The sequence below is a fragment of the Sphingopyxis sp. KK2 genome (assembly GCF_001990265.1).
Taxonomy (GTDB): domain Bacteria; phylum Pseudomonadota; class Alphaproteobacteria; order Sphingomonadales; family Sphingomonadaceae; genus Sphingopyxis.
In genome coordinates this window covers 1-11,095 of the sequence record NZ_LYVN01000133.1, presented here as the reverse complement: position 1 = coordinate 11,095, position 11,095 = coordinate 1, and the positions used below count along the sequence as shown (strand labels likewise).

The 11,095-nt window shown below is 66.7% G+C and carries 13 protein-coding genes; 7 read left to right on the top strand and 6 right to left on the bottom strand.

The genetic code is table 11. The features are described from left to right. Window positions 1–244: 244 nt before the first annotated feature. Window positions 245–1,051, bottom strand: a complete 807-nt coding sequence (locus B1A78_RS17560; RefSeq protein WP_077148207.1) for an SDR family oxidoreductase — start codon at window positions 1,049–1,051, stop codon at window positions 245–247. 69 nt (window positions 1,052–1,120) lie between these two features. Between B1A78_RS17560 and B1A78_RS17555 the strand changes: the two genes are divergently transcribed. Further along, complete coding sequence (locus B1A78_RS17555) at window positions 1,121–1,558, top strand: helix-turn-helix domain-containing protein (protein WP_077148206.1); 438 nt, start codon at window positions 1,121–1,123, stop codon at window positions 1,556–1,558. 80 nt (window positions 1,559–1,638) lie between these two features. Here the strand turns inward: B1A78_RS17555 and B1A78_RS17550 are convergent, their stop codons facing one another. Then, window positions 1,639–2,121 (bottom strand): SRPBCC family protein, encoded by a 483-nt coding sequence (locus B1A78_RS17550; protein WP_077148205.1) that lies wholly within the window; start codon window positions 2,119–2,121, stop codon window positions 1,639–1,641. A gap of 46 nt (window positions 2,122–2,167) precedes the next feature. On the opposite strand from B1A78_RS17550, the gene B1A78_RS17545 reads away from it, so the two are divergent. Next, window positions 2,168–2,494: a helix-turn-helix transcriptional regulator gene (locus B1A78_RS17545; protein WP_077148209.1), complete on the top strand. Its 327-nt coding sequence runs from the start codon at window positions 2,168–2,170 to the stop codon at window positions 2,492–2,494. Between the two features lie 54 nt (window positions 2,495–2,548). Here B1A78_RS17545 and B1A78_RS17540 read toward each other — a convergent pair whose 3' ends face one another. The 4 genes from B1A78_RS17540 to B1A78_RS17525 form a co-directional block, all read right to left on the bottom strand. Then, window positions 2,549–4,396, bottom strand: a complete 1,848-nt coding sequence (locus tag B1A78_RS17540; RefSeq protein ID WP_077148204.1) for a M2 family metallopeptidase — start codon at window positions 4,394–4,396, stop codon at window positions 2,549–2,551. Between the two features lie 76 nt (window positions 4,397–4,472). Next, window positions 4,473–5,225: an alpha/beta fold hydrolase gene (locus B1A78_RS17535; RefSeq protein WP_077148203.1), complete on the bottom strand. Its 753-nt coding sequence runs from the start codon at window positions 5,223–5,225 to the stop codon at window positions 4,473–4,475. Next, the gene (locus tag B1A78_RS17530) at window positions 5,222–5,659 is read right to left on the bottom strand and encodes a GFA family protein (RefSeq protein WP_077148202.1); all 438 of its coding nucleotides are present in this window, start codon (window positions 5,657–5,659) and stop codon (window positions 5,222–5,224) included. Before B1A78_RS17530 ends, B1A78_RS17535 begins: the two co-directional genes overlap by 4 nt. Then, the gene (locus tag B1A78_RS17525) at window positions 5,656–6,303 is read right to left on the bottom strand and encodes a 2-hydroxychromene-2-carboxylate isomerase (RefSeq protein WP_077148201.1); all 648 of its coding nucleotides are present in this window, start codon (window positions 6,301–6,303) and stop codon (window positions 5,656–5,658) included. Before B1A78_RS17525 ends, B1A78_RS17530 begins: the two co-directional genes overlap by 4 nt. A 109-nt stretch (window positions 6,304–6,412) precedes the next feature. Here B1A78_RS17525 and B1A78_RS17520 point away from each other — a divergent pair, with 109 nt between their 5' ends. From B1A78_RS17520 to B1A78_RS17500, 5 genes are all read left to right on the top strand, one after another. Further along, window positions 6,413–6,859: a MarR family winged helix-turn-helix transcriptional regulator gene (locus B1A78_RS17520; RefSeq protein ID WP_077148200.1), complete on the top strand. Its 447-nt coding sequence runs from the start codon at window positions 6,413–6,415 to the stop codon at window positions 6,857–6,859. Continuing rightward, a complete protein-coding gene (locus B1A78_RS17515) occupies window positions 6,859–7,998 on the top strand; it encodes an HlyD family secretion protein (protein ID WP_083734272.1) in 1,140 nt (379 codons plus the stop codon). The genes B1A78_RS17520 and B1A78_RS17515 overlap by 1 nt, the downstream gene beginning before the upstream one ends. Before the next feature lie 203 nt (window positions 7,999–8,201). Beyond that, the gene (locus B1A78_RS17510; protein ID WP_077148199.1) at window positions 8,202–9,794 is read left to right on the top strand and encodes an MDR family MFS transporter; all 1,593 of its coding nucleotides are present in this window, start codon (window positions 8,202–8,204) and stop codon (window positions 9,792–9,794) included. 1 nt (window position 9,795) lies between these two features. Then, window positions 9,796–10,221 (top strand): DUF5990 family protein, encoded by a 426-nt coding sequence (locus tag B1A78_RS17505; RefSeq protein WP_077148198.1) that lies wholly within the window; start codon window positions 9,796–9,798, stop codon window positions 10,219–10,221. A gap of 324 nt (window positions 10,222–10,545) precedes the next feature. Next, window positions 10,546–11,095: helix-turn-helix domain-containing protein (locus tag B1A78_RS17500; RefSeq protein WP_077148197.1), on the top strand; the 550-nt coding region annotated here is incomplete at its 3' end.

Below are 11,095 nucleotides of genomic sequence, written 5' to 3'. Positions count from 1 at the left end.
GACTAGGGCGCAAGCGCCCAAGTCTCGCTGCCCCTCCCGCAAGCGGAAGGGGTAATAGGCTCGATCCTTCAGCGTCCCCAATCGGTCGCTAGCTTCCGATCCTCCCTGTCGCGCAGCGATGGGGAGGGGTCCCGCTTGCGAAGCAAGTGGTGGAGGGGCCAGCAACGCCGCGTCCCTGCCCCCCGTCAGCGCTACGCCGCTGCCACCTCCCCATGGCTGCGCCACGGGGAGGATAGGCTCGTCCTCAAACCGCTTCGTTTACCCGATAGCGATCGGCGACTTCGCGCCGCGACAGCCCCGGCCCCATCGCCAGCCGTGCCGCCTGATAGGTATCCCACTGGCCCGCGTCGGCGAGCGGCGGGATCGTCACTTCCTCGCCGCGGTCGAGGCCGATGAGCGCCGCGTCGACCAGGTCACCGGCTTCCATCACCATCTCCGCCGGGAAGGCATCGACATCCTTGCCCGACCGTTCCCATATCTCGGTGCGCGTCGCGCCGGGCAGCACCGCTTGCACCTGCACACCCTGCTCGCGCAGGCTGCTGGCGAGCGCGATGCTCAGGTTGAGCAGGAAGGCCTTCGACCCGCTATAGACGCCCTCGAACATCTCGGGCGCGAGCGCGAGGACCGAGGCGATGTTGACGATCTTGCCCTTGCCGCGCGCGCCGAACGCCTTGCCCGCCGCGATCGCGAGCCGCGCCGCGGCGGTGATGTTGAGCGCGATGATCGTCTGTACGTCGGCAACGCTGTTCTCGAGCGTCCCGCCGTTCAGCGACATGCCGGCATTGTTGACGAACAGGGTGATCGCGCCGTCGTCGATCAGCCTTTGTTCGATGCGCGTCACATCGTCGCTTCTGGTCAGGTCGGCGGCGATCACAGCGACCGCCACGCCATGATCGGCACGCAGTTTCGCGGCGCGTTCCTCGAGCTGCGCACCGTTGCGCGCGACGAGAATCAAATCATGGCCGCGGCGCGCAAGCCGCTCGGCATATACGGCGCCAAGGCCGGTCGAGGCGCCCGTGATGAGGGCGGTTCCGTGGAAAGTGTCGGTCATAGCCTGTCTCCTTTGATGGCCCCATACGGGTCACTTGCAAAGTGATAGTAACTACCCCATATCCATTCAATGACCGACGATGAAAAAAAATTCGGGACCTGCCCGATCGACCGTGGGCTGACGCTGATCGGCGACCGCTGGTCGATGCTCGTGCTGCGCGACGTGCAGCGCGGTTTCACCCGCTACGACCAGATACGCACCAGCCTCGGCATCGCGCCGAATATCCTCGCGCGGCGGCTGGCCGCGCTCACCGACGCGGGGCTGCTCGAAAAGCGGCGCTACAGCCAGCGACCGCCGCGCGACGAATATTGGCTCACCGAAAAGGGCCGCGACTTCCTCCCCATCCTCGCCGCGATCGGCGCCTGGGGACGAAAGCATAATGGCGGCGGCGCGCTGACGCGGCAGGTCGACGTCGCAACCGGCGAGGCGATCCGCCCGGTGGTGATCGACGCCAACACCGGCGCGCCGCTCGGCACGCGCGACCTCAGGCTCGAATATCCGGACTGAAAGCCCCTCTCCCATTTAGGGAGAGGGCAGCGAGACTTGCGCGCTCCGCGCTTCAGTCGCAGCGGGTGAGGGCCCGATGCCTACACATACATGCCGTCGCGCAGGTTGATCCCGTGCTCGATCCAGACCTTGAGCGCACACAGCATCTGCGACCAGCCCTGGCAATTGCCATAGGAGGCGCCGAGCGCGCCCTGATTCTCGCGCCAGCCTTCCTCTGCGATCTCGACCAGCGTGCGGCCGTCGTCGAGCCCCTTGAAGCGCATCGTCACGCGCGTGCGGTAATCGGCATCCTTCGGCTCGCTGCCCTCGACATTGTGCGCCTCGCCTTCGCTCGCCTGCCATTCGAGCACGATCTTCTCGTCCGCCACGACCTCGATCACATAGACGGGGAAGGCGCCGGGGAAATCGTGGAAGTCCCATGTCACCGTCGCGCCCGTTTCCAGCCGCCCTTCGGCGCCGCCGGTGGTGAAATAGTTCGACAGTTTCGCGGGGTCTGCGACCGCCTCGAACACCTCGTGCACCGGCTTCGCGATCCGCGCCGCGACTCGAAACTTCAGCTCCATGACACTCTCCGCTTGTGTTCGGGCCATTATGTTGTATATTTATAACATGTCAATCCACGAAGAATATGACAGGGTTTTCAAGGCGCTGGCATCATCGGTGCGCCGCCAGATCCTCGACGACCTCAAGGACCAGCCGCTCACCACCGGCACGCTGTGCGGCAACTTCGCCAACATCGACCGCTGCACCGTGATGCAGCATCTCAAGGTCCTCGAAGACGCCGGCCTGATCATCGCCGAACGCCGCGGCCGCGAGCGGTGGAACCATCTCAACGCGATGCCGATCCAGGACATCCACGATCGCTGGATCGGCCCGCACGCCACCGCCGCAACCGCGCGGCTCGCGCGGTTCAAGCAGAGCGTCGAAGCCCAATGAAAATGGCCGGGGAGTCGCCTCCCCGGCCATCGTCCTTTCGTCAGGCCGAGGCGATCACCAGCCGCTCGGCTTGCCCTTGTTCTGCTCGTCGAGCCACGCTTTCAGGGGCGCGAAATATTCGGCCATCGCCTTGCCCGACATCTCGCGCTCGCCGGTGAAGGCTTCGAGCGCGTCGGGCCAGGGCTTCGACGCGCCCATTTCGAGCATCGCGTTCAGCTTCGCGCCGACCTCCTTATTGCCATAGAAGGAGCAGCGGTGGAGCGGCCCGGTCCAGCCCGCCTGGTCGCAGGCCGCTTTGTAAAATTGGAACTGCAGGATGCGCGCGAGGAAGTAGCGCGTGTAGGGCGTGTTGCCCGGGATATGATATTTCGCGCCGGCATCGAAGCCGTCGGCCGGCCGCTCGCCCGGCGGCACGATGCCCTGATATTGGGTGCGCAGCTGCGTCCACGACTTGTTGTAGTCGGCAGGCTTGATCGTGCCGTCGAACACGCCCCAGCGCCAGCGATCGACGAGCAGGCCGAAGGGCAGGAAGGCGACCTTGTCCATCGCCTGCCGCAGCAGCAGTCCGATGTCCTTGTCGGCGCTCGGCACCTTCGCCTTGTCGAGCAGGCCGATGTCGACGAGATATTGCGGCGTGATCGACAGCGCGACGAAGTCGCCGATCGCCTCGTGGAAACCGTCGTTCGCGCCGTTGAGGTAGAGCGTCGGCTGGTCCTTATAGGCGCGCTGGTAATAATTATGGCCGAGTTCGTGGTGGATGGTGACGAAGTCGTCGGCATTCACCTTGATGCACATCTTGATGCGGATATCGTCCTTGTTGTCGATATCCCACGCCGAGGCGTGGCAGATGACTTCGCGGTCGGCGGGCTTGGTGAACTGGCTGCGCTTCCAGAAGGTCTCGGGCAGCGGCGCCATGCCGAGCGACGAATAGAAATTCTCGCCCGCCTTGACCATGTCGAGCGGCCCCTTGCCCTGCGCGGTCAGCAGGTCGCCGATGTCATAGCCAAGGTCGCCCGCCCCCGCCGGCGCGACGAGCGGATAGATATTGCCCCATTCCTGCGCCCACATATTGCCGAGCAGGTCGGCGCGGATCGGCCCGGTCTTGGGCTGCACCGCGTCGCCATATTTCTCGTTGAGTTTCCAGCGAACATAGGTGTGCAGCGCCATGTAGAGCGGCTTCACCTCTTGCCACAGCCGCTCGGTGGTCTTGGCGAATTCCTCGGGCGGCATGTCGTAACCCGAGCGCCACATCGCGCCGGTGTCGGCGAAACCGAGTTCCTTCGACCCCGCATTGGCGATCGCGACCATGCGGGCATAATCCTTGCCCATCGGCGCGCCGACATTGTCGTGCCAGCTCGTCCACATTTCGGCATATTCGGCGGGCGTATGCTGGAGGTTGCCCATCTCGGCCTCGATGTCCGAACCCGAAATCTCCTTGCCGTTCAGTGTGCCGCGGCCCTTGCCATATTGCGACTGCAGGTCGGTCGCGATCTTGCTGAGTTCGATCGCCGCGCCCGGCTTGGTCGGCGCGGGCAGGACGAGGCCGTTGCGCAATATGTCGAGCTTGCGCTTGGTATCGGCGCTGAGGCCCGGGACGCTCGCATATTTGGCGGCTTCAAGCGCATATTTGACTGCCTTCTCGGTGCCGACCGCGTTGATCCGCGCCGCCATCGCGTCGGTGTCTTCGGTGATATAGGTCGAATTGACCCAGTTCACCTGGCTCGCCTCGACCGTATAGTCGAACAAATCCTTTTCGGCCGCGGCGACAAAGGCGTCGGCATCGGCGGCGGTGGGCTTGGCGCCTTGGCTGGCGGGCGCCTTCTTCGCGGGCTCCGCCGCGAGCGCGGGGCCGGCGAGCGCGAGCGACAGGGCCAGCGACAGCGTGGAAATCATGGCTTTCATGGGGGGTGCGTCCTCGGGTCTGGTGGTGGCGCTCTATGGCGCTATGACACCAGCTTGGACCCGCCCGCGAGCGGGGTCAAGCCGCGAGGAAGACCGCCATCGCGTCGCCCATCTCGGGCTGGGTGACGCTCGACATATGGGTGCCGGGAATGGTGACGAGCCGCGCGTCGGGAAGCGCCGCAGCCAGTTCGGGCGCCGAACCATTGTCCCGATCCTGCTCGCCGCAGACGAGCAGGGTCGGCATCGTCAGCGCCGCCAGCGCATCGGGCGCGGTGTCGGTGAAACTGTCGAGCAGATGGCCCGCGGCGATGCGATCGACCTTCATCGTCTTCATGAACTGGATCGACAGCCAGGTGTCGTCGCCGCGCTTCGCGGTGTCGAAATCGGCGATGACCCGCTTGAAGAATTGCCCGCGGCGCTGCCAGCCGGCGAGCCCCGACAGCCCCATCCCGCCGAGGATCAGCCGGCGCGGTTTCATGCCCGCGACGACCGCGCGCGTGCTCGTGCGCGCGCCGAGCGAGAAACCGCCGAGGTCGAAATCAACGAGGCCGAGATGCGCGATCAGATCGTTCAGGTCGTTCACCAGCACGTCGGGCGGATAATGCCAGTCGTCGTGCGGTGCGTCGCTCGATCCGTGTACGCGCAGGTCGGGCATGATGACGCGAAAGCCCTCGGCGGCGATACGCGCCGCGGTGCCGAACTTGATCCAGTTGACCTCGGCGCTCGAAAACAGGCCGTGGAGCAGCACGACCGGCCGTCCTTCGCCCATCTCGCGCCACGCCAGCCGGACGCCGTCGCGCGCTTCGAAAAACTGTGGTTCAATCGTCATTCGCCCTCGCGCAGCTTGGCCCAGCGTAACTGCAGCGGCGCATAGTCGTCCGTGCGCATTTCGGGAAGCCCCTCGCCCGCGGTCCAGCCATGGACGCGGCTTTCGGTTCCGAAATGGCTGGCGAGTTGCACCGCTGCGGGATCGTCGAGCGCACCGACGGTGAGGTCGATCTTGGGGCTGTCGGGATAATCGAAGGTGAGCGGCGTGCCGCAATCGGCGCAGAAACCGCGGCGGCCGAAGGGCGACGACATATAGGTCGCGCGTTCGCCCTGCCAGGTCACGCTGTCCCTGGCCACGTTCCAGAAGGCCGCGGCGACATTGCCGAGCGCGCGCTGGCACATGCGGCAATGGCACCAATAGGCGTCGCGGTTCGGGTGCGTGCTCGAAAAGCGGACCGCGCCGCACTGGCAGCCGCCGGTAACAGGCTCGCTCATCGCGGCTGCAGGCCCTTTTGCTCCATCCGCCAGCGCGCCATCGCGATGCGGTCCTGCCCGAAAAAGGGCTCGCCGTCGAAGACGAGCGTCGGCACGCCCCAGTGGCCCGCGATTTCGAGCGCGACCTGGTTGGCGGCGATCTCGGTGTCGAGTTCCTCGGCGTCGCGCACCGCTTCGGCGTCGAGGTCGGCGAGGTCGAGCCCGGCGCGGCGCGCGGCGCCGGCGAGATGGTCGCCGAGGTGCCAGTCGACCGCACCGCCCCAGATGAGCTGCGCCGCCTCATGCGCGAAGGCGAGGCTGCGGCCGCGGCGCGACGCGGCCTGGCCGAGGCGGGTGAGGCGATAGATATAGGGCTGCTCGGCGGCGATCTCGCGCGTCGTGACATTCTGGACGATCGGGTCGGGGCGCGGCGGGCCGAAGGGGATGCCGTGGAACTGCGCGACGCGGATCATGTCGCGCATCGTGTAGCTCAGCCAGTTCGGGTGGTTGCGCTCGAAGAAGTCGGGCTGGCGAATCGCGAGCGGGTAGACGGGGCGCAGGTTGATCTCGACATGATGGCTCGCGGCGAGCGCGCGATAGCGGCCGATGCAGAGATAGGAGTAGGGCGAGCGGAACGACCAGAAGAGATCGGCGGTGAGCGTCATGACGGCAGTTTAGCGGCTGGGCGGGATTTGTCGATGATCGCGGAAGTTGGCGAAAGTGTCGCGTAGCGTGCGGTTGCATATAATAGCAATTGCTATTATATCGCATGCCATGAGTGAGACGATCGGCTTCCTGCTGAACGATACCGCGCGGCTGTATCGCCGGGCGTTCAACGCGCGCGTGCGCGATACCGGGATCACCGCGCTGCAATGGCGGCTGATGATCTATCTGCGCCGCGACCCCGGTATCCGGCAGGGACCGCTGGCCGAACTGATCGAGGTCGAGCCGATCACGCTGTCGCGGATGGTCGACCGGCTGGAGGAGGCCGAGCTGGTCGAGCGCCGCGCCGATCCGACCGACCGTCGCGCCTGGCGGCTGTTCCTGAACCCGCGCGCCGACGCGATGATCGCCGACATGCGCGGCGACACCGACGCGCTGGCCGAAGAAGCCACCGACGGCCTGAGCGCCGCCGAACGCGACACGTTGATCGACCTCGTCGAACGCGTCCGCGCCAACCTGTCCCGCCGCGAATGCCAAAAAGAAAAAGAGACGATTTGATGGCCCAGCTCTCCACCACCCAGCCCGCCGGCCCCGCCAAGGCCGAAGAGGTCAAGCCGCCCAAGGCGGCACCGAAAGCCGACCCCGTGCCCGCCCCGCAAGCCGCCGCCGCGCCCGAGACCGCCGCGAAGCCGAGCTGGCGCACGCGCGCGCTGATGTTCGGACTGCCCGCGCTGATGATCGCGGGCGGCGCGGTCTGGTGGCTGACGAGCGGCGGGTCGGTGTCGACCGACAATGCCTATGTCCAGATGGACAAGGTATCGGTCGCCGCCGAAGTCGGTGGGCGGATCACCGAAGTCGCGGTCAAGGACGGGCAGGATGTGACCGCGGGGCAATTGCTGTTCCGCATCGACGGCGAACCCTATCGGCTGGACGTCGCGCAGGCGACGGCGGCGATCGACGCGGCGCAGGTCGAGGTCGGCAATTTGTCGGCGAGCGCGAACACCTCGGCCGTCGACATCGCCGCGGCGCGCGAGGATGTGAAGTTCGCCGAGGTCAATTTCGGGCGCCAGGCGGCGCTGATGGAAAAGGGTTTCACGACCAAGGCCTCCTACGACGCGTCGCGCCATGCGGTGCTGCAGGCGCGCGAACGTGTGCGCCAGGCCGAGGCCGCCGCCGCGGAGGCGCGCACCAAATTGGCGGCCGGCCCGGCGAGCGGGGTCAACCCGCAGGTCGAGGCGGCGCGGGTCCAGCGCGCGCAGGCACAGGTCAATCTCGGCCGCACCGAGGTGCGCGCACCCTATGCGGGCCGCGTCGCGCAGGCCGACCGGCTGCAGATCGGCCAGATGATGGTGCAGGGCCTGCCCGCGGTGACGATCGTCGACACCGCCCATCCGTGGGTCGAGGCGAATTTCAAGGAAACCGACCTCGCCGATATGCGCATCGGCCAGCGCGCCGAGATCAGCTTCGACGCCTATCCGGGATTGCGGGTGCGCGGCCATGTGCTGTCGATCGGCGCGGGGACGGGCAGCGAGTTTTCGGTGCTGCCGGCGCAGAACGCCACCGGCAACTGGGTCAAGGTGACGCAGCGCGTGCCGGTCAAGATCGCCTTCGACGAAAAGCCGTCGCGCGACATGATCGCGGGGCTGTCGGCCGATGTGAAGGTGTTTACCGGCAGCGGGACGGTGGCGGGGAAATAGGGTGGCCGTTGCACACAAGAGTGCCCGGCCCTTCCCCCTCCCGCAGGCGGGAGGGGTCGTGAGACTTGCGAACTTGTTCGCTAGTCGCAACGGGGTGGGCATGCTGCGTTGCGCAAGGCCGATAGGGCCCACCCCGCTGCGACTAGGCAGCAAGCTGCCAAGTCTCGCTGCCCCTCCCGCCTGCGGGAGGGGATGAGATAGCCATGGCCAGCCGCTCGCTCCCTCGCCGTTCGCCCGCGACCACGCTGCCCGTCGATGACGACCGGCCGCTGCACGAGCGCGTGCGCTATCGCGGGCTGCTGATGGTCGCGGTGATGGGCGCGTCGATCATGCAGATCCTCGACACGACGATCGCCAATGTCGCCATCCCGCATATGCAATCGGCGCTCGGCGCGACGAGCGAGACGGTGACCTGGGTGCTGACGAGCTATATCCTCGCATCCGCGATCGCGATGCCGATCACCGGCTGGCTCGCCGACCGGATCGGGCGGCGCGAACTGTTCCTCGCCTCCGTGGCAGGATTCATCGTCGCGTCGATGGCGTGCGGCGCGGCGCAATCGCTCGAGCAGATGGTCGCCTTTCGTTTCCTGCAGGGCATCAGCGCCGCCTTTATCGGGCCGCTGTCGCAGTCGGTGATGCTCGACATCAGCCCGCCCGACAAACAGGCGCGCGCGATGTCGATCTGGGGCATGGGGATCATGGTCGGGCCGATCCTGGGGCCGTTGCTCGGCGGCTGGCTGACCGAGAGCGCCAACTGGCGCTGGGTCTTTTACGTCAACCTGCCGGTCGGGCTCCTGACGATCGCGATGATGTGGGCGCTGCTGCCCGCGACGAAGAAGAGCGACCGCAAGTTCGACCTGTTCGGTTTCTCGATGCTCGCGCTCGGGCTGGCCTCGCTGCAGCTGATGCTCGACCGCGGCGCGCATCAGGACTGGTTCGACAGCATCGAAATCTGGATCGAATGCGGCGTCGCCATCGCCTGCCTGTGGATGTTCGCGGTCCATCTGGTCACCGCGCGCGGCGACACTTTGTTCAACCGCGCGATGCTCGCCGACCGCAACCTCGTCACCGCGATGGGTTTCATGATCGTGATCGGCGTCGTGATGTTCGCATCGATGGCGCTGTTGCCGCCGATGCTGCAGAATCTGTTCGGCTGGCCGGTGATCGACACCGGCGTCGTGCTGGCGGTGCGCGGGGTCGGCATCCTGATCAGCATGTGGTTCGCGGGCCAGACGCTGGGCAAGATCGACGCGCGCTGGATGGTCGGGTCGGGGCTGCTGATCGCGTCGCTGTCGCTGTGGCAGATGAGCCACTGGTCGCTGGAGATGGGCATGCAGCCGGTGATCGTCAGCGGCATCGTGCAGGGGCTGGGCATGGGGCTGATCTTCATCCCGCTCAACACCATGGCCTTCGCGACGATCCCGCCGCAGTACCGCACCGACGGGTCGAGCATCCTCAACCTTTTGCGCAGCATCGGCGCGTCGGTGGGCATTTCGACCGTGACCACGCTGCTCGGCGCCAATATCCAGACGAGCCACGAGGATATGGTGGCGCATGTCACCAACAGTTCGGTGAGCCTGCTCGACCCGTCGACCGCCGACCGCTTCGGCATCGCGGGCGACACCGCGATGGCGATGGTCAATGCCGAGATCAACCGGCAGGCGGCGATGATCGCCTATGTCGACGATTTCTGGCTGATGATGTGGGTGACGCTCGCGTCGGTCCCGCTGGTGCTGTTGCTGCGACCGCCGAAGCCCGGCGGGCCGAAAGCGTCGGCCGCCGACATGGGGCATTAGGATGGCCCGCGCGGACCGGCGCGCGATCGCGATGCGGATCGTCGTCGAACAGCCGGTGCCCGGCGTGCCCCACAGCCTGCAGGACAAGGATGGCGGGCCGTTCGATGCCAAGACGTCGGCGGCGGGCGAGCCGCTGGCGTTCGATTTCATGGTCGGCGTCGAACCGGGGCCGAAATTTTTCGGCGACCAGGTACGGCGCGAAGGGCCCGCGCGGCGCTTCGTCTATGTCCGGATCGGCGAACTGGCAGGGGATGCCGGATCGCCGTGGAGCCGGCGGATGAAGATCGACATCCATGATATCGCGCCGGATCTGCTCGATGCGGCGCTTGAAAGCGGCCGACGTATCGAACTGGCGGTGAACGGCACCGGCAAGGACGGCACGCCCGCCTGTGCGACGGTCGCGGTGACGGACCGGCGGGTGGTTTAAGAGGCGGGCGGCGGCTTTGGGGTGGGAAGCGGACGCTTTTTGTCATCGTCATCCCGGGCTTGACCCGAGACCCGCCTTCCATCTTTCGGCGCCGGATCAAAGAACAGGCAGGCCCCGGGTCAAGCCCGGGGTGACGAAGAAGGACGCTTCCCGGCGAAAGCCGGGATCCAGATGGTGAGCACGGCCCTGTCCTTATGGACCCCGGCTTTCGCCGGGGAACGGCCGCTAGCGCCCGCTGGCGGACGCCCGGCAAGCTGGAACCTTCGGCGCCATCTTTCGCGCCACGCTAACCAACTATTAACCGGCCGACTCCAACACGGGTCCATGGCCATTGCCGGATATTTCCTTCCCGCGGCGCCCGGCGCCGACCGGCGTCAGGGCGGACGCCGCAAGCTCAGCCTGCTGGCCAAGGGGTCGCGCCATGACGGCAGCGGCATCGATGTCCAGATTCACAATATCTCGGGCACCGGCATGCTGTTCGAAAGCGACATCAGGCTGGTCGCCGGCGACCGGATCGAAATCGAACTGCCGCACGCGGGCGACATCACCGCGCTCGTGATCTGGGCCAGCGGACGCCATTTCGGATGCCAGTTCGAAGGCCCGGTGTCGCGCGCGACATTGAGCGCGGTCGAGCTGAAAAGCGCCACCGATGCCCCCCCGGGCACCCAGGACGAAAAGGGCGAAGCCGCCGCCCCGGCGGCCGACGAGGGGTTCGGCGAGCGGCTCGAGCGGCTGCGCGCCAAGGCCGGGCTCGAGCGGGCCGATGTCGCGAAACATATGAACGTGAGCGCGGCGTCGGTGCTGGGCTGGGAAAAGGGCCGCGCGCTCCCCAAGCGCAGCCGCATGGCGGCGCTGGCGAAGATCCTGCGCGTGC

Bases quoted from the DNA above. Each gene is read 5' to 3' on its own strand.
- B1A78_RS17505 (WP_077148198.1), top strand. From the start codon at position 9,796: ATGGCCCGCGCGGACCGGCGCGCGATCGCGATGCGGATCGTCGTCGAA.
- B1A78_RS17510 (WP_077148199.1), top strand. From the start codon at position 8,202: ATGGCCAGCCGCTCGCTCCCTCGCCGTTCGCCCGCGACCACGCTGCCC.
- B1A78_RS17525 (WP_077148201.1), bottom strand. From the start codon at position 6,303: ATGACGCTCACCGCCGATCTCTTCTGGTCGTTCCGCTCGCCCTACTCC.
- B1A78_RS17535 (WP_077148203.1), bottom strand. From the start codon at position 5,225: ATGACGATTGAACCACAGTTTTTCGAAGCGCGCGACGGCGTCCGGCTG.
- B1A78_RS17530 (WP_077148202.1), bottom strand. From the start codon at position 5,659: ATGAGCGAGCCTGTTACCGGCGGCTGCCAGTGCGGCGCGGTCCGCTTT.
- B1A78_RS17520 (WP_077148200.1), top strand. From the start codon at position 6,413: ATGAGTGAGACGATCGGCTTCCTGCTGAACGATACCGCGCGGCTGTAT.
- B1A78_RS17515 (WP_083734272.1), top strand. From the start codon at position 6,859: ATGGCCCAGCTCTCCACCACCCAGCCCGCCGGCCCCGCCAAGGCCGAA.
- B1A78_RS17540 (WP_077148204.1), bottom strand. From the start codon at position 4,396: ATGAAAGCCATGATTTCCACGCTGTCGCTGGCCCTGTCGCTCGCGCTC.
- B1A78_RS17560 (WP_077148207.1), bottom strand. From the start codon at position 1,051: ATGACCGACACTTTCCACGGAACCGCCCTCATCACGGGCGCCTCGACC.
- B1A78_RS17545 (WP_077148209.1), top strand. From the start codon at position 2,168: ATGTCAATCCACGAAGAATATGACAGGGTTTTCAAGGCGCTGGCATCA.
- B1A78_RS17550 (WP_077148205.1), bottom strand. From the start codon at position 2,121: ATGGAGCTGAAGTTTCGAGTCGCGGCGCGGATCGCGAAGCCGGTGCAC.
- B1A78_RS17555 (WP_077148206.1), top strand. From the start codon at position 1,121: ATGACCGACGATGAAAAAAAATTCGGGACCTGCCCGATCGACCGTGGG.